The sequence below is a fragment of the Sphingobium sp. 22B genome, assembly GCF_001580035.1.
Lineage (GTDB): Bacteria > Pseudomonadota > Alphaproteobacteria > Sphingomonadales > Sphingomonadaceae > Sphingobium > Sphingobium fuliginis.
The window spans coordinates 1-17,406 of sequence record NZ_LTAB01000017.1 but is presented as its reverse complement, the minus strand read 5'-3'; the positions used below and the strand labels follow the sequence as shown (position 1 = coordinate 17,406).

Sequence of the window (17,406 nt, the reverse complement as noted above, 5' to 3'; positions counted from 1 at the left end):
GATGCTCGACCTTTCGGGCCGCACCGCCATCGTCACCGGCGCCGCCAAGGGGCTGGGCCGCGCCTATGCGCATTGGCTCGCCGCCCATGGTTGCGCCGTGGTCGTAAGCAACCGTTCGGCGCCGGACGGCTCATCCTCGGCGCGGGCCGTCGTGGAGGAAATCGTGGCGGCAGGCGGCCGGGCGGTCGCGCATGACGGGCCTGTGCAGATGCCGCAGGCCGCCGCCGAAATGGTGCGGATCGCCGGGCGGCATTTCGGCGCGCCCGACATTTTCGTCAGCAATGCGGGTGTTCAGGCGTTCCGCGATTTCGGCACGGTGACGCTGGAGGAAATGGATGCGTTGCTCGACATCAACCTGCGCGGCGTGCTGGTGGGGCTGAAGGCCGTGTGGCCCGCCATGGTGAAAGCGGGCTATGGGCGGATCGTGCTGACCGGCTCCAGCGCCGGACTGTGGGGACAGGTCGGATCGGCCGATTATGCGGCGTCCAAGGCGGCGATGGTGGGCATCGCGCGTTCCCTGGCGATCGATGTCCCGGCTGGCGCGGACCTGTGCGTCAATGTCGTCGCTCCCGCAGCCTATACGCCTATGTCCTCGGGCAGCATTCCGGCGGAATGGGCCGACTATGCCTCGCCCGATCATGTCGCGCCGGTCGTTGGCTGGCTATGCAGCGACAGATGTTCGACCTCGGGCGGCATCTATCATGCGGGCGCAGGCCATGTCCGCCGCGTCCAGATATTGGAAGGGCCGGTTCGCCAATTGTCGGAAGGCGACATCGACAGCGTGATGCGGGGCCTGACCGCGCAGCCCGAATGGACCAGCTCTTTTGCGTCCGGCGCGGAGATCATGCCGGAACTGGTGAAGGCGATGACAGCATGACCATCGATTTTTCCGGCCAGACGGCCATCGTGACGGGAGCAGGCGGTGGCATGGGGCGCGCCTATGCGCTGGAACTGGCGCGGCGCGGCGCCGCCGTGGTCGTCAACGACTATGGCGGCGGCGTTCTGGGCGAACAGAATGGCAGTTCCGCTCCAGCCGAAGCGGTGGTCGCGGAAATCACGGCGGCGGGTGGGCAGGCGATCGCCAATGGTCTGGCGGTCGGCACGGCGGCGAATGCGCGGGCCATCGTCCAAACGGCCCTGAGTGCCTTTGGACGGATCGATGTTCTGGTCAACAATGCCGGCACGGGCATTGCCGGACCCTTCACCGCCCATGATGACGAGGCGATCGAGCGCCATTATGCGACGAACCTGATCGGTGGCCACCATCTGATGCGCGCCGCCTGGCCGCATATGGCGGCGCAGCGCCATGGCCGCATCCTCAATGTCAGTTCCAACGGCGCGCTTGGCGTCGGCGGCAATGCCCCTTATGCTGCGGCCAAGGCGGGCATGCTGGGCTTGACGCTGGACGCCGCGATCGAGGGCAGGCCGCTGGGCATAGTGGTGAATGCCGTGATGCCGACATCCTATTCCCGGCTGATCGAGCAGATACCCGATCCCTCCACGGTCGCCTGGTTCCGCGACAACCTGCCGCCCGAGAAGGTGGCGGCGGCAATGGCCTGGTTCCTGAGCCGCGATTGCACCGAGACCGGCCGCATCCTGCTGACGGGCGGCGGTCGCCTGTCGAGCCTGATCTTCGCGGAAACAGGGGAGATTTTCGACGCGGAGATCAGCGCCGAGCGGGTCGCCCAAAGGATCGGGGAGATTGGGGACGAAAGCCTGCTCACGCCCGTGCACAATCAGGCGGAAGCAGGCGCGCGCTATTTCCGCCATCTGCCCTGGACGGCCGCCGACACGCCGGATTTCGGCCCGGACGTGGAAAGAGGCTGAGCGAGGATCAAGCGCGCCGCCGCCCGTGCAGGGTGATGTAGATGGCGGTGCCTATGATCAGCGCCGATCCCACATAGGTGCCGGGCTGGGGCCATTCGCTGAACAGCATATATCCCAGCGCCGTGGTGAAAAGGATGCGGACATAGTCGAGCGGCCCCATCAGGCTCGCCTCTCCCAAGGTCATGCCGCGAATGTAGCAGGCCTGGGACACGACGCCGAGCACGCCCATGGCGGCCAGCAGCAGCGCATCCCCGGCCGTGGGCATGCGCCAGCTGCTCCAGGCCAGCGGTGCGGTGAAGATGAGGCCCAGCAATGTCGACCAGGTGAGAAGCGACAGGTCGCTATGATCGCGCGTCATCTGCTTCACGCTGATCACCGACCAGGAGACGAGCAGCGCGGCCAGCAGCCCCTGGGCCGCCGGCCAGCCGATCAGCGAATGGGCGGAGCCGGGCGCGATGATGATCAGCACCCCGGCAAAGCCCGCCAGCGTGGCGAAGAGCCTTTGCCGATCCAGCTCTTCGCCCAGCAACAGGGCGGCAAGCGGCACGAGGAACAGGGTGCGGGTGAAGGACAGGGCGTTCGCTTCCGCCAGTCCCAACAGGTGAAAGCTGTTGAAGGCAAGGATGATCGACAGGCTGGTGGCCGCACAGCGCAGGATCATCAGCATCGGCCGGCGCAGCATGAAAGCGCTGCGGGGCCGCCGCAGGATGAAGGGCGCCAATGCGATCAGGCCGACGCCCTGCCGCACGAAATTCTGCGTTGCCGACGAATAGTCGTCGCCCAGCAGCTTCACCAGCGCCATGGCGATGCTGTAGGCAAAGCCGGAGGCCAGCATCCACAGCGCCCCGCGCGCATTGTCGTGATACCCTTGTCCGCCACCGTTCATCCCGCCCCGTTAGACGCACTCGGGACGGGAGGATAGATTATTCGGCAAGTATCGGTCCGGTGATTGGCGATGTGCTGATGTACCGGGATTGGATGTCGAAGCGGCTTGGCCATGCCCGCCCTCAATCATCGGCGCCGGACTCGAAGGTCCGGCGCCGGTGACGCTTCGATCAGAATTTGTAGGACAATTCCATCCCATAGGTGCGCGGTTCGCCATAGACGGAGGAGATGTAGCCAGCCTCGTTGTAGATGCCGATCACGCCCACCCGATAATAGCTTTTGGTCAGGTTGTTGACGAAGGCCGCCGCGCCCAGTCCGGTACCGAAGATATTGTCCCAACCCGCGCGCAGGTTGACCAGTTCATATCCCGGTTCGGTCGCCAGCACGTCATTCTTGTCGAGATGCTGTTTGGTGCGATAGCTGACATTGGCGTTGAGGTTGATCGCGCCCGCATTGCCCGACAGGGGGATCTCATAGCTGACATTCGCGCCCATCTGATGATGGGGCGACCCGACCAGCGCGAATTCGCCCGGCTGGCGGCCTTGGCTGATCTCCACGCCGACATAGGAATAGAAGGCGCTGATGTTGAGCGGACCCGCGATGAGGCCCAGTTCCAGCTCGCCGCCATAATTTTTCTGCCGGGCGGTGTTGTCGATGATCGTGTTGACATTGCCCGCGCTGTCGATGGACGATGTCTGCTTCTGGACGTTCTTATAGTCCTGATAGAAGATGGCGAGACTGCTGGTCAGCGTGGCGCCGCCCAGCGGATGGCGCGTCTTGAGCCCCACCTCATATTCCTGCACGGTTTCCGGATCGAAGGGCTGCAATTCTTCGGTCGACGCCGCCCGCAGCGAGAAACCGCCGGAGCGGAAACCGCGCCGGGTCGAGATATAGGTCGTCAGATTCGCGTTGGGTTCATATTGCAGCGTGACGTCCCAGGTGAAGGCGTCCCATTTCTTGCTGTTGGTCTGCGGGCAGTCGGCCAGCGTCGCGGGGACGAAGGAGGTCGTGCCGGTGTCCACGCGGAACAGGCATGTGCCCAGATTGGGATAATAGGCGAAAATCCGCGCATTGCGCTTGTCGGTCGTGTAGCGGATGCCCGCCGAAACCTTGAACTGGTCGGTAAAGGCATAGGTGCCCGCCGCGAACAGCGCGAAAGTCTTCGCCTTGCCGCTGCCCGCATAGGCGTTGAGGAAAGTCGCGGCCGGAGTGTTGAGCGGCAATCCCGAGCCGGCTATCGCCAGTTCCGGGAACTGGCTGGACGTGGAACCATCCTTCCCCTTCTCGACGAAATAATAGGCGCCCAATACATAATCCAGCCGGTTCTCCATCGCCTTGCCCTGGATCTGGAATTCCTCGCTGAACTGTTCGATGCTGCGATAGCGATTGGAATTGATGAGATAGGCGGGCACGCCATCCAGGTCCATGACCTGGTCGAAGTCCAGCTTGCGATAGCCGACGATATTCTTGAAGGTGATGGTGTCGAGGCTGTAGGTGGTGCGGTTCGTGACGCCCCGGTTCTTCAGCCGTTCAAAAGGCTGGGTCTGATAGGCGTCGAGCGTGCCGCCCGTTCCCGATCCCGATGCGAAGCGATAATGCGGCCGCGCCTGCTGCGCCGCGAACTGGCCGACGACGTCCGATACCGGAATGCCGAATGCGCGCAGCGTCGCATATCCGGCGATGGCGGGCGCCGCGGGATTGGCGGCGGTGCCGACCAGCGCCGTGCCATGTTCGTTCGTCTTGATATAATCGACGATCGTATTGGATTCGAATTCAGGCGTCGGCGCGAAGCGGATCGAGGTTCGGAAGGTCTGGTAATCCTGATCGTCATAGTCGCGACCGGTCAGAACATCCCTGGTGAAGCCGTCACGCTTCCTGATCTTGCCCGCGAAACGCACGCCCAGACCTTCCGTAAGGGGCACGTTCACCATGCCGTAAATGTCGCGCATGTCGTAATTGCCGATCTGGCCGCGCAATTCGGCATGAAAATCGTCCACCGGCTTGTTGGGTTCGATCAGCACCGCACCGCCGGTCATGTTGCGGCCGAACAGCGTGCCCTGCACGCCCTTCAGCACCTGGGTCGATTGCAGGTCGTAGAGCGCATAGGCAAAGCCGACGCTGCGGGCCTGGACGACTTCAGCGAAATAGGTGCCGACCGGCGGATCGGTGAGAAGTTGCGATTCCTGGGTGCGCTGACCGCGAATGGCGAAGCCCAGCTCGTTCCGGCTGGTGCCCTGGTTGGTAAGGCTGAGCGAGGGCACGCGGCTTTGCAGCCCCAGCGCGTCGCTGACGCCGCTCCGCGCAAGAGAGTCGCCGCTGACGGCGGTGATCGAAATCGGCACATCCTGCAACGCTTCCTCGCGCCGGCGGGCGGTCACGATGATGTCGGACGCCTGGGCCATGCCCGAGTCCTGCGGTGCGGCGTCCTGCGCGGCGGCGGCGGTGGCGAAGAGCGATGTGGCGGCAAGCAATGCGGACCGGAACATGGTCATCCTTCCTCTCCTGATCGTCCGGCACTGGCGCCGGTCTGGCCGCTGTTGCGGCTCTGGGGAACGATCATGTCGAAAGGATATTTTTACTCAATCGTCCCGAGCGTCGGGACGAGATTGATCGCAGTCATGATATTTGCCCGCGACCCCGTCAGCTTTCCGCGATGAAGCCATGGCCTGCGAGCGGTCCGATCCCCACGACGCCGCCATCGACCGCCAGTTCGACGCCGTTGACGAAGCGGGCCTCGTCGCTGGCGAGGAACAGCACCGCCTGCGCCACGTCCCAGGCGTCGCCCTCAATGCCGAGGGGGCTGACCTTCCGCCGCATCTCGCGCATATCCTCTGACATGTAACGCGCTGCATGGGGCGTCATGACATGGCCGGGCGCCACGGTGTTCACCCGGATGCCGTCGCGGCCATGCAGCACGCCGATCTCGCGGGAAAGCTGCGCCATCGCCGCCTTGGACGGGCCATAGGCGATCGCCCCCATCGCCCTTATGCCCGCCAGCGAGGAGATGTTGACGATCGATCCCCCGCCGCCGCGCACCATAGGGGGAATGGCCGCCTGGCTCATCAGCATCACGCTGGTCAGATTGGTGGTCAGCGTCCGGTTCCACTGGTCCAGCGTCATGGTTTCCAGCGTGGCCGGTCCCGAAATGCCGACATTGTTGACCAATATGTCGATCCTGCCGAATGCCGCAACGGCCGCATCGACCAGCTTTCCGCAGACGTCCGGGTCACCGACATCGCCTCCAGCCGCAACGGCGCACCCACCATCGGCTTTGATCCGTTCCACCGTTGTCTGCGCCCGCGCCGGGTCCAGATCGGCGCAAACAAGTCGTGCGCCTTCCGCTGCCATGAGCAGGGCGATGGAACGACCGATACCGACATCATCCCCTTCCGCTCCAGCGCCGGTGACGATCGCCACCTTTCCGGCAAGGCGGTCATAATGGCGGATCGGTTCGGGCATGCGGGCTCTCTCCTCGTCGGTCGCGCAGATGGACCCAAGCGCGTGATCCGTCCAGCGTGCAAGACCTGCTGTTCGCGCAGGGCGAGGCAGATTGACAGGGAGTATTTGCGCATATACCGGCTATTTTCTCTCAGTCATGGCCTTTGATTTCGCCCTTGTCGCGCTGCCCGGCGCCTATTTCAGCAGCATCGGCGCGCTCGTGGACAGCTTCCTGATCGCCCGCGACCGGGTGGAGCATGTTTTCGCCGGCGAAGACCAGATGCGCATGGAAACGAAGCTGCATATCCTCTCCGCCGACGGCGGGCCGGTCGTGCTGGGCGACGGCCGATCCTTTCCGGTCGACGGCCCGGCGAACCGGGATGAACCGATGGCTTTCATCTGGCTGCCCGCCTTCCGCGCCGGGGGGCGCGAGCCATTGGAACGCCGCCTGGCGGAGGCAGGTCCGCTGCTCGACTGGCTCCGCCGCCAATCGGCGATGGGCGCGGTGATCGGGGCCAGCGGAGCGGCTTCCACCCTGTTGATGGCGGGCGGTTTCACCGCCGATCTTGCGGTTCCGGTGGCGCGGGCGATGCAGCCGCTGACCCGCATGCTTTTCCCCCGCCAGCCGTTCGAGGAGCGGTTTGGGCTGGTGGATCACGGCCATCTGCTGATCGGCAACGGCATGGGCAACGACCTGCAACTGATCATCCGGGTGCTGGAGCGGATGATCTCCCCCGACATCGCGCGATGGCTCTCCTCGATAGTGGGGCAGGACTATGAGGAGAAGGAACTGCTGGCGCCCGACCCTTTGGTCGCCCGCGCGCAATTGTGGATCGAGCAGCGTTTCACCGGGCCGATCAACATGGCCGAACTGGCGGGGCATCTGTCGACCAGCCCCGCGACGCTCAACCGCCGCTTTCACAAGGCGCTGGGCCTGTCGCCCAAGGCCTATGTCGGGCAGCTTCGCTTTCAGGCGGCGGTGCGCATGCTCGAAAAATCCACGCGATCGGTAGACCGCATCGCGCAACTGGTCGGCTATTCGGACAGCCGCCTGTTTCGGGCGATGTTCCGCCAGCATGCCGGCATGACCGCTAGCGAATGGCGGGCGAAACCGCGGCGAAAATGAAGCCTGACCCCGATCAGCCATTGCCGCCTACGGCATGGTGGGCGGCGATCCATCCGAAAATGAAGGACGCGCCGATGCTGGCGCCCGCCGCCGGGTAGCAGCGGCCCATCACCGAAGCCGTGGAATTGCCGGTGGCGTAGAGACCCTCGATCACCGATCCGTCAGCGCGGAGGACACGGGCATTCTCGTCGGTCACGATACCGCCCGACGTGCCGACGTCGCCCGGCACGATCTCCATGACGTAGAAGGGCGGCTTGTCGATCTTGCCCAGATTGGGGTTCGGCTTGACCGTCGGATCGCCAAAGCAATTGTCGTAACCGCGCCCGCCCCGGTTGAAATCCAGATCCTTGCCGGTCTCGCAATAACCGTTGAACTTCTCGATCTCCGCGTTCAGCCCGGCGGGATCGATGCCGGTGATGCGCGCCAGTTCCTCGATCGAATCCGCCTTCTTCATCATGCCGCTGTCCAGCCACGACTGCGGCGTCTTGCCCGGCGGATAATAGCCCCAGGCGTAGCGCTTGCGGTGGCGGCTATCCAGGATGACATAGGCAGGCACGTCATTGCGGTACAGACGCTGGCCATTCTCCATATAAGAGCCGCTTTCGTTCAGGATGCGGCGGCCATGGCGGTTGACGATGATGCAATGCGGCTTGGAAATATCCGTATTATGCATGTTCGCCGGTCCGCCTTCGGGCACGACCGTGCCGGGAACCCACCAGGCCTGGTCCATCAGGTCCAGTGCGGCGCCATGTCTTTCGGCAATCTGGATCAGCTCTCCGGTGTCGCCGGGATTGGCGTTGGTCCATTCCACCGAACTGGGTTGAGGACCATATTGCTTGCGCATCTCCGCATTGCGGGAAAAACCGCCCGCATTGATCAGCACGCCATCGCGGGCGCCGATGCGCAATGTCCTGCCGCCATGCTCCGCGATGACGCCGACGATCCTGCCGTCTTCCTCGATCAGCTCGGTGACGCCATGCTCCGTGCGCATGTCGACGCCGGCCTTGTCCGCCAGCATCAGCAGACGCCCCTGCAATGCGCCACCGAAGCTGAGTATCGGTTTTCCGCGCCTGGCGACGACACGCATGCGCCATAGGAGCTTCAGCCCCTCCCACATGCCGCGGGGGGTCCGCGTGGCGAGGCCGATAATACCCGCCTTGTCCGTCGGCAGCGGCATCACCATCGGCCCGAGCCGCAGCTTGTCGAACAGCGGCCCCATCTCCCGCGCATCCAGCATCGGCGCGCCAATGGAGCGGCTGCGCGTCACGCCGCCGGGCCGGTCGTCATAATAGTCCGACCAGCCTTCGGTGTGCAGCCACTTCATGCCCTGATCTTCCAGCCATTTCAGCATGACCGGCCCGTTGCGCAGATAGGCCTCCTTGCGCTCCGGCGTGGCGCCCGGCCCGCCATCGTTGCCGACGGTCGCATCCATATAGGTGCGGGCCATCTCATGGCTGTCCTTGATGCCCTTGGCCCTGATGATGTGATTGTTGGGCACCCACAGCACGCCCCCGGACATGGCGGTGGAACCACCCAGCCTGTCGGTCTTCTCCAGGATCAGCGGCGTTTTGCCGATGGACTTCAGGTACAGCCCCGCCGCCATCGACCCGCCGCCCGAACCGATGATGACGAAGTCGGCAACCTCGTCGAACTTCGTCTCGTCCATTCAGTCCACCTTTTCCATATATTCATGATAGACGCGGTGGAAATTGCTGATCTCCACCTCCTGAACGGGATTGGTCCGGGCGGTCCTGAAGGCCTGCGACTTCATGCCCTTCTGCACTTCCTCCATATTCTGGAAGTCCTGCTCCAGGATGAGGCCCCAATTGAGGGCGCGCCATTGGCCGTCGCTGCCGTCGCCGCCGTCTTCCACCTCGACCTTGGGCTCGGCGCCCGGCGCGTAACGCTCCAGCACATTGACCTCGAAGATGCACTTGTCCGGGTCGTCGCCATAGGGGCGGGCGCGATAGAAGAGCACGTTCGTCGCCTGTTGCAGGAAGACGAGGTTGGGGAAGATGTTCCAGTCGGTCCCCGCCTTCATCAACTGCTCCCCGCTGATCGCCGGGAAGGGACGGCCGCTCCTGGCCGATTCCTCCGCATGGAACTGGGCGAAGGCGGCGTAGAGCGCGAAGGGATCGACGCCCTCGGGCAATTCCATCAGGCGCTTGCCCGCCGCCAGCATCTCCTGCGTGGTGGTCGCCTGGAGCGTGTCCCAGATTTCCTTGTTGAACTCGTAGAAACCCTTGCGGATGTCGCCGCTCTGGTCGCTGACGCGTGGGCTGGGCAGGCCGAACAGCGCGGTCGGCGCATAGCCGAACATCGCATGTTTCCCATAGGCCTTCGAATAGGTGTAATCGTCCTGGTAGGCGAGCAGCTGGCGGTGCGTCGTCTGCACATGATAGCCCTCCATGAAGGCCTCCTGCGCGGTCTTCCAGTTGCAGGGCATGACGATGCGCTTGCGCCAGGCATAGCGCATATGCTCGATCTCGAACGGGTCGAGGATCGTCTTGGCCTCGCCCAGGAAATCCTCCAGGCTTTCGCTGTCCGGGTCCATGTTGATGAAGACCCAGCCGCCCCATTGCCCGACTTTCACCCTTTGCAGGGCGACGTCCTCGTCCGGCAGGGCATCGCCCCAATCGTGGCGGTCGACAATCTCTGTCGGTTTGCCGTCCAGGCTCCACTGCCAGCCATGATATTTGCAGTGGAACTTGCCCATCCGGCCGCAGCCTTCCGTCAGGCGGCGGCCCCGGTGGGGGCAGACGTTGAAATAGGCGGCGATGGTCCCGTCCTTCTGGCGGACGACCGCGATCGATTCATCCGCGATGTCGTAGGTGTAGAAATCGCCGGGATTGGGAATCTCTTCGGCGCGGCAGGCGACCTGCCATATCTTGGGCCAGAGCCGTTCCTTTTCCAGCCGCACATAGTCGCGCGAAATATAGGCGTCGACCGGGATGCGATCGGCCGTCACCGCGACTTTCTGCCTGGAAACGCTGATCATTTCGTTCATTGTCCGATCCTCTCCTTGGCGGGACGCTTCAGCCTTTCAGCCTTTTGCGGGGCCCTGGGGGAAACGCATGTCGAATACGCCTTCCGCAATACGGTTGAGCAGCACTTCTATCGCGCCGCCTGCAATCATCCACCCCCGCGTGCGGCGCAGGCAATATTCGACCAGGCTGTCCTGGCTGTAGCCCGCGCCGCCCATGATCTGGATCGCCTCATTGGCGCATTCGAAACCGGCGCGGTTGCACGCGACCTTGGCAATGGCGGTCTCTTCCGGCGAAGGCAGGCCCGCGTCGGCATTGGTCGCCGCACGATACAGCAGCAACTGGGCCGCATCGAGTTTCAGCTTCATTTCCGCGAACTTCCACTGCAACCCCTGAAATTCGCACAGCGCCTTGCCGAACTGCCTGCGCGTCTTGGCATGCTCGACCGCCGCGTTGAAGGCGTAGCGGCCGAGCGCAAGGCTGCGCGCCGTGTTGCCGATGCGTTCGACGTTGAAGCCCGACATCTGCTTCTTGAAGCCGCCCGGCCCTAGCAACACCTTGTCCTTGGGCACATAGACATTGTCGAAGAACAGCGGGTTCCATTCCTCGCCCGACAGGAAACGGATCGGCTTGCCGAAGCTGAAGCCTTCCTGGCCGCGCTCGATCAGCACCGATCCGATATTGCCGGTGCCCGGCCCATAGCGGACATAGACCAGGAACACGGTGGCATGGGTGCCGTGGGTCGTGAAGATCTTCTGCCCGGTGATGCGGTAGCCATCGCCATCCTCCACTGCCGTGGTGGTCAGCTCTGTCACGGCGGAACCGGCATTCGGCTCCGTCATGGCGACCGAAATCAGCCCCTCGCCGCGTAGCAGGGGGGCCAGATATTGTTCCTTCTGCGCGTCGGTGGCGAACTGGGCGAAAGTGCGGATCGCCCCGAAATTGCCCGCCTGCACGACATCCGCAGACCGGGGGCACACCGACGCGATCGTCTCGATCGCGATGACCGCGTCCATCAGGCTTCCGCCCAGACCACCCTTGTCCTCCGGCACGGTGATGCCGATCAGGCCCTGTTCGGCCATCATCCTGGCCACGTCCCACGGATAATCGTCGCTATGCGCGCGCTCCAGCGCTCCGGCGGCCAGATGGCGCTGCGCGAAGGCGGCTACCGCGTCGCGGAACATGGTCTGCTCTTCATTCAGGTCGAACTGCATTCGATCGCTTCCCATAGGGCGGCTCATATGCCGCGGATAAACTGCTATCCTCGACCTAATCGGGGATGATCGCGATGCGAAGATTACCGCTACGATCCTTCACATTCACGATGCATCGCCGCCGCCCGCCGCCCCAGCTTGACAGTTATGACCGGCAAATAGCTTGTGGGGACAGGTTTCAGACGCATTTTCAAGACAGGGCCCCTCGATCCAGCCATGACCCAGATCAACGACAAGATCTCCACCCGCATCGAAGGCGATATAGGTTTCATCGTCAGCGACAATCCGCCTGTGAACGCGCTGGGCATCGGCGTCCGGCAGGGACTGGTCGGCGCGCTGGAAGAACTGAACGCCGACCCGGGCGTGAAGGCTATCGTGCTTTATTGCGCGGGACGGACCTTCTTCGCGGGCGCCGACATCACCGAATTCGGCAAGCCGCGCCAGTCGCCCACCTTGCAGGACATCATCGCCGCGCTGGAAAGCTCGGCCAGGCCGGTGGTCGCCGCGATCCACGGCACCGCGCTGGGCGGCGGGCTGGAGACGGCGCTGGGCTGCGCCTTCCGCGTCGCGATCCCTTCCGCCCGGATGGGCCTGCCCGAAATCAACCTGGGCCTGTTCGCAGGCGGCGGCGGCACGCAGCGGCTGCCGCGCCTGATCGGCCCGGAAAAGGCGCTGGAGCATGTGCTGTCCGGCAAGCCGGTCGGCGCTAGGCAGGCATTGGAGCTGGGCATTGTCGATGCCGTGGAGGAAGGCGATCCTGCCGTCATCGGCGCCGCCTTCGCCCGCCGGGTGATCGACGAAAACATCCCCGCCGTGCCGGTGCGCGACCGCGACGAGAAGCTGGCGGCGACCCGCGCCGATCCTTCGGCCTTCGACGCGCTGGCGAAGAAGCTGACGGCGCGCAGCAAGGGCCAGGCCGCGCCGCAGGCCAATATCGATTCGATCCGCCGCTCCTTCACCATGAGCCTGGACGAGGCGCTGGCGATCGACGCCGCCGCCAATCGGGAACTGATGGCGGGCAGCCAGTCGCGCGCTCTGCGTCACCTTTTCTTTGCCGAACGGGAAGCCTCCCGCATCCCCGGCCTGCCGGAAACCGCAAAGGCGCGGCCCGTGCAGAAAGCCGCGATCATCGGCGCGGGCACCATGGGCGGCGGCATCGCCATGTGCTTTGCCGGGGCCGGGGTGCCCGTCACCGTGATCGACACGACGCAGGAAGCGCTGGATCGTGGTCTGGAGCGGGTGAAGGGCAATTACGCCACCTCGGTCAAGCGCGGGTCCATCGGTCAGGCGCAGATGGACGAGCGCCTTGCGCTGATCGCGGGCGCCACCGACCGCGCGGCGGCGGCCGACGCGGACATCGTGATCGAGGCGGTGTTCGAGGATATGGACGTCAAGAAGGAGATTTTCACCGATCTGGAAAAGCGGGTGAAGCCCGGCACCATCCTTGCCTCCAACACCTCGGCGCTCGATGTGGATGAGATCGCGTCGGTGCTGGAGCGTCCGCAGGATTTCGTCGGCATGCATTTCTTCTCGCCCGCCAATGTCATGAAGCTGCTGGAGGTCGTGGTGGCCCGGCACAGCAGCCCCGAGGCGATCCTGACCGCGATGGCGGTGGGCAAGACGATCGGCAAGGTGCCGGTCTGGTCGGGCAATTGCGACGGCTTCATCGGCAACCGCATGGTCGCCAAGCGCTCCGCACAGGCCGAACGGCTGTTGCAGCAGGGGGCCTTCCCGCAACAGGTCGACGCCGCCCTCACCCATCTGGGCTTCCCGATGGGGCCGCTGACCACGAACGACATGTCCGGCCTGGACATCGGTTATTCGATCCGCAAGCGCCGCGGCACCCCCTTCCCTATTGCCGACGCCATCGTCGAGAGCGGGCGGCTGGGACAAAAGACGGGCGCAGGCTATTATCGCTACGAACCGGGCGACCGCACGCCCCATCCCAATCCGGAGACGGAGGCGCTCATCATCGCGACGTCGGAGAAGCTGGGCATCGCCCGCCGCGACATAGCGGAGGAGGAGATGGTGCAGCGGTTGCTGTTCCCGCTCATCAACGAAGGCGCGCGCATCCTGGAAGAAGGGATCGCGTTGCGGGCGTCGGACGTCGATCTGGTGTGGATCAACGGATATGGCTGGCCCCGGCATCTGGGCGGGCCCATGTTCTATGCGGACGAAACCGGCCTGGCGACGATCGTCGCCAAGTTGCGCGAGATGGCCGCCGAGACGCCCGGCGATCCGTCGCTGCAGCCCGCCGCCCTTCTGACGGAGCTGGCGGACAGGGGCCAGAACTTCGCCGACTGGCAGAAAAGCCGCGTCGCGGCCTGAACGAGACAGAGAATATTACAGGGATTTTTCGGAGACGATTATGAGCGACAACGAGTTTCAGCGCGACATCGACTATAGCGAGTTCGACTTCTTCAAGGTCGAAATCGCCGAGGACGGCGTCACCACCGTCACGATGAACGATCCCGACAAGCTGAATGCGGTGGGACCGCATAATCATTGGCAGTTGGAGGACATCTGGCTGAAGCTGGCGCGCGACGAGCGCGTCAAGGTCATCGTGCTGACCGGCGCGGGCAAGGCCTTTTCCGCTGGCGGGGACATCAAGCTGATGGCCGAGCGCGCCCAGACCGAATATGGCCTGAAATATGCATTGCGCGTGCCGATCAACACGCTGCGCATCTGGGATCAGATATTGATGACGCCCCAGCCGATCATCGCGGCGGTCAATGGCGACGCCATCGGCCTTGGCACGTCGCTCTTCGCCTTCTGCGACATGAGCATCGTCGCGGAGGACGCCAAGCTGGGCGACACCCATGTGCGCGTCGGCCTGGTGACGGGCGACGGCGGATCGGTGATGTGGCCGCTGCTGGTCGGGCCGCAAAAGGCCAAGGAATATCTGATGCGCGGCAAGCTGCTGAACGGCAGGAAGGCCGAGGAGATCGGTCTGGTCAACTATGCCTTCCCCAAGGAGCAGGTGCTGGAGGAAGCGCTGAAGATCGCGCGCGAGATCGCCGGACAGCCGATGTGGGCGGTCCGCTGGTCCAAGGCGGCGGTCAACAAGTGCATCCGCGATCAGGTGAACCTGACGGGCGAATTGTCCATCGCCTATGAAGCGATGACGATGCTGACGCAGGATTACAAGGAAGCGACGACCGCCTTCGCCAACAAGGAAAAGCCGGTCTTCAAGGGATATTGATCGCCATGGCCGCCTATCGCGACGCGGACAGCATAAGCACCGTCGCCGCGATCGGCGGCGGCGTGATCGGCAATGGCTGGGTCGCTGCCTTTCTGGGCAGCGGCCGGGCCGTGCGCCTTTACGATCCGATGCCCGGCGCGGGCGAACGCACCCGCGCCCATGTTGCGGGAGCATGGGACCAGATGGTCGAACTTGGGTTGGCCCAGGCCGACGACGACTGGTCTGCGCGCCTTTCGGTCCACGACACGGTGGCCGATGCGCTCGCAGGCGCGGATTTCGTGCAGGAAAGCACCCCCGAACGCACCGAGGTCAAGCAGGCGCTGTTCGCTGATCTTGACCGGCTGGCGCCCGCGGATGTGCTGATCGCCAGCAGCACGTCGAGCCTGCCCGTCACCGAGTTGCAGGCCGGCCTTGCGACCGCCGATCGTTTCGTGCTGGGCCATCCGTTCAATCCCGTGCACCTGATCCCGCTGGTCGAAGTGGGCGGCGGCGAACGGACCGCGGAAGAAGCGGTCGACATCGCCTTCGCGTTCTATGCCGCCATGGGCAAGCAGCCGATCCGGCTGAAGCGCGAGATATTCGGCCATATCGGCAACCGGCTGACCGCCGCCATGTTCCGGGAGGCGGTGCGGCTGGTGGCGGAGGGTTATGCCAGCGTCGGTGACATCGACAAGGCGATGAAACACAGCTTCGCGCTCAAATGGGCGATCCAGGGGCAGTTCACCACCTTCCACACATCAGGCGGGGCGGGCGGTCTGGCCGAATTCCTTCCCAAATTCGGGCCGGGCATTGTCAGGCGCTGGGAAAGCATGACCGATCCGCCGCTGGCCGACCCGGCCTTGCAGGCGATGCTGGTCGAGCAGATGGAGGAAGCCGCCGCCGGGCGAAGCGTAGCGGAAATCGCCGCCTGGCAGGACGAGAAGCTGATGCAGATGCTGAAGCTGCTGGCGCCGGACAATGAGCAATAATAGCCGAAAGTAGACGAAAATCATCCCACCCTACCGATCCCGGCCATGATAATATGGTCCCGTCCCGGCGCCTCCAAAGGTTGGCCGGTCCGAGTGGAGAGGAAGGAAGAGATGACCGTCGATGTGATCAATCGCCCGGAAGCCGAAGACCTGCATGTGCAGGATGTCGTCGCGGCGGGCGAACTGGAAAGCTGCAACCATCTGCTGGACGACCCGGAAGCGCTCAACCGCTTCTACGAGGAGAAGGGCTATATTCTGCTGCGCGGCGTGTTCGATGCGGATACGGTGGCGCGGGCACGGGATGAAATGCTCGCGGTCGCTGCTCAGATGGGGCTGGTCGAACCGGGCGATCCCACTGGCAAGTGGACGGGCAAGCCGTCGGTCGGTGGCATGGAGGAAAGCGATCTCTATGCCGGCATCGCCAGGCGGCTGATCGAGGACCCGGCCAATCAGTCGGTGATGGAAAAGGTGCTGGGCGAACCGGCCTGCTCCGTCCCGATCGTGCAATATCGGACCTATCCGCCCCAGAGCAAGCTGGGCACCGTGCATCAGGACGGCTTCTACAGCCCCGGCATTCAGGACTATCGCCCCGTCTGGGTGTCGCTGACCCCCTGCACCCGCGACATGGGCGGGCTGGCGCTGGCGGTTGGCCAGAACAAGCGCGGCTATTTCCACAATGTCGGCAAGCCCAATCCCTTCCCGATCCCGCGCGACGCGATCCCGGCGGAAAGCTGGGCGACGACCGACTATATGCCGGGGGACGTGCTGGTCGTGCATCCGTGCACGCCGCATTGCGGCCTTCCCAATAATAGCGACCGGCTGCGCGTCTCCTTCGACTCGCGGGTGCAGTCCGCCGCCAACCCCAGCGCCATCGCGGCCACGGTCAAGTCCTTCACGCCCACCACCGTCACCGTGGACGCGGATCGCGTCGGGGAGATCACGCTGAATATCGACAAGGACAGCTATTTGCGGCCCATCGATCCGGGTGTGCGCGAGAGCTTCGATGGCTTCGTCACCTATATGAAGCCCGGCATGCGGCTGGTCGTGGTGCGGGATGGAGACCGCGCCGTCATGCTGCGCAAGGCGGCGGAGGGGTAAGGGCAAGGCGATGAACGATGCCGTGAAGCTGTTGACGCGCATGTTCGGCTTCACGGAAGAAGGCCGGCACCGTCCCGACATCTTTCCTGTCGGAGGCGAAAGCCGGCCGTCGCCGGCGGACTATTTCCATCCCGATGTCGTGCACAGCCTGTTCGGCCCCAGCGGCACGAAGGAGACGCTGGTCGGGCGCGACGCCTTTCTCGCCTTCGCGGCCTCCTGCGCGGAGGCTCTGGCGGAAAGGCGGGACGAGATCATCGCCATCACCTGCGTCGACCGGCAATGCGCCTTCGTCCACGCCCGCGCCTACCGCAAAAGCGCGGCGAATGGCGAGGACATCCATTATGAATGGGCCATGCTCTACCGCGTGGAGCAGGGCCTGATCACCTATGGCGCCGACATGCTGGATGCCCCCGCGCAGGCCTTTTGGGGGCGAGTCCGTCAGAGGCCTAATCCCAGTTCGACTTTCTAGGCGGCGTGGGCAAATTCAGGACTCGCTGAACTGAGTAATTTGGGTGGAATCAGGACATTCCCCCTCCCGCAGGCGGGAGGGGGCTAGGGGGTGGGCTGGCGCGACATCAGCGTGAATTTTCAACGGCTAAGCTGGAAGCTCGCTGCGCTCGCACCCACCCCTAACCCCTCCCGCCTGCGGGAGGGGAAGGTCTTG

At 64.3% G+C, this 17,406-nt stretch carries 14 protein-coding genes; 8 read left to right on the top strand and 6 right to left on the bottom strand.

Annotation, left to right across the window (positions count from 1 at the left end):
- Position 1 precedes the first annotated feature (1 nt).
- Positions 2-877: an SDR family NAD(P)-dependent oxidoreductase gene (locus A0J57_RS15160; RefSeq protein ID WP_235600884.1), complete on the top strand. Its 876-nt coding sequence runs from the start codon at positions 2-4 to the stop codon at positions 875-877.
- Positions 874-1,827, top strand: coding sequence for an SDR family NAD(P)-dependent oxidoreductase (locus A0J57_RS15155; RefSeq protein ID WP_061934433.1), 954 nt, complete (start codon positions 874-876; stop codon positions 1,825-1,827). Before A0J57_RS15160 ends, A0J57_RS15155 begins: the two co-directional genes overlap by 4 nt.
- Positions 1,828-1,834: 7 nt before the next feature.
- Here A0J57_RS15155 and A0J57_RS15150 read toward each other — a convergent pair whose 3' ends face one another.
- From A0J57_RS15150 to A0J57_RS15140, 3 genes are all read right to left on the bottom strand, one after another.
- Positions 1,835-2,713, bottom strand: a complete 879-nt coding sequence (locus tag A0J57_RS15150; protein ID WP_064232687.1) for a DMT family transporter — start codon at positions 2,711-2,713, stop codon at positions 1,835-1,837.
- A gap of 169 nt (positions 2,714-2,882) precedes the next feature.
- Complete coding sequence (locus tag A0J57_RS15145) at positions 2,883-5,204, bottom strand: TonB-dependent receptor (protein WP_061934429.1); 2,322 nt, start codon at positions 5,202-5,204, stop codon at positions 2,883-2,885.
- Positions 5,205-5,352: 148 nt separating this feature from the next.
- Positions 5,353-6,171, bottom strand: coding sequence for an SDR family NAD(P)-dependent oxidoreductase (locus tag A0J57_RS15140; protein WP_061934427.1), 819 nt, complete (start codon positions 6,169-6,171; stop codon positions 5,353-5,355).
- Positions 6,172-6,307: 136 nt separating this feature from the next.
- Between A0J57_RS15140 and A0J57_RS15135 the strand changes: the two genes are divergently transcribed.
- On the top strand, positions 6,308-7,276 hold the full coding sequence (locus A0J57_RS15135) for a GlxA family transcriptional regulator (protein ID WP_025551465.1): 969 nt from the start codon (positions 6,308-6,310) through the stop codon (positions 7,274-7,276).
- A 13-nt stretch (positions 7,277-7,289) separates the two neighbouring features.
- Here the strand turns inward: A0J57_RS15135 and A0J57_RS15130 are convergent, their stop codons facing one another.
- From A0J57_RS15130 to A0J57_RS15120, 3 genes are read right to left on the bottom strand one after another with little or no spacing between them, the layout of a single operon-like run.
- Complete coding sequence (locus A0J57_RS15130; RefSeq protein WP_061934425.1) at positions 7,290-8,942, bottom strand: FAD-binding protein; 1,653 nt, start codon at positions 8,940-8,942, stop codon at positions 7,290-7,292.
- Positions 8,943-10,283 carry an SRPBCC family protein gene (locus A0J57_RS15125; protein ID WP_061934423.1) on the bottom strand — a complete coding sequence of 447 codons (1,341 nt, stop codon included), beginning with the start codon at positions 10,281-10,283 and terminating at the stop codon, positions 8,943-8,945. It lies immediately after the preceding gene.
- 36 nt (positions 10,284-10,319) lie between these two features.
- Positions 10,320-11,489: an acyl-CoA dehydrogenase family protein gene (locus A0J57_RS15120; protein WP_226869687.1), complete on the bottom strand. Its 1,170-nt coding sequence runs from the start codon at positions 11,487-11,489 to the stop codon at positions 10,320-10,322.
- A 201-nt stretch (positions 11,490-11,690) separates the two neighbouring features.
- Between A0J57_RS15120 and A0J57_RS15115 the strand changes: the two genes are divergently transcribed.
- From A0J57_RS15115 to A0J57_RS15095, 5 genes are all read left to right on the top strand, one after another.
- Complete coding sequence (locus A0J57_RS15115; protein WP_101756484.1) at positions 11,691-13,802, top strand: 3-hydroxyacyl-CoA dehydrogenase NAD-binding domain-containing protein; 2,112 nt, start codon at positions 11,691-11,693, stop codon at positions 13,800-13,802.
- Positions 13,803-13,842: 40 nt separating this feature from the next.
- Positions 13,843-14,676 (top strand): enoyl-CoA hydratase/isomerase family protein, encoded by an 834-nt coding sequence (locus tag A0J57_RS15110; RefSeq protein WP_025551473.1) that lies wholly within the window; start codon positions 13,843-13,845, stop codon positions 14,674-14,676.
- A gap of 5 nt (positions 14,677-14,681) precedes the next feature.
- The gene (locus A0J57_RS15105) at positions 14,682-15,644 is read left to right on the top strand and encodes a 3-hydroxyacyl-CoA dehydrogenase NAD-binding domain-containing protein (protein ID WP_061934554.1); all 963 of its coding nucleotides are present in this window, start codon (positions 14,682-14,684) and stop codon (positions 15,642-15,644) included.
- A gap of 111 nt (positions 15,645-15,755) precedes the next feature.
- A complete protein-coding gene (locus A0J57_RS15100; RefSeq protein WP_061934421.1) occupies positions 15,756-16,742 on the top strand; it encodes a phytanoyl-CoA dioxygenase family protein in 987 nt (328 codons plus the stop codon).
- A 10-nt stretch (positions 16,743-16,752) separates the two neighbouring features.
- Positions 16,753-17,211 carry a nuclear transport factor 2 family protein gene (locus tag A0J57_RS15095; RefSeq protein WP_025551479.1) on the top strand — a complete coding sequence of 153 codons (459 nt, stop codon included), beginning with the start codon at positions 16,753-16,755 and terminating at the stop codon, positions 17,209-17,211.
- The last annotated feature ends 195 nt before the right edge of the window (positions 17,212-17,406 follow it).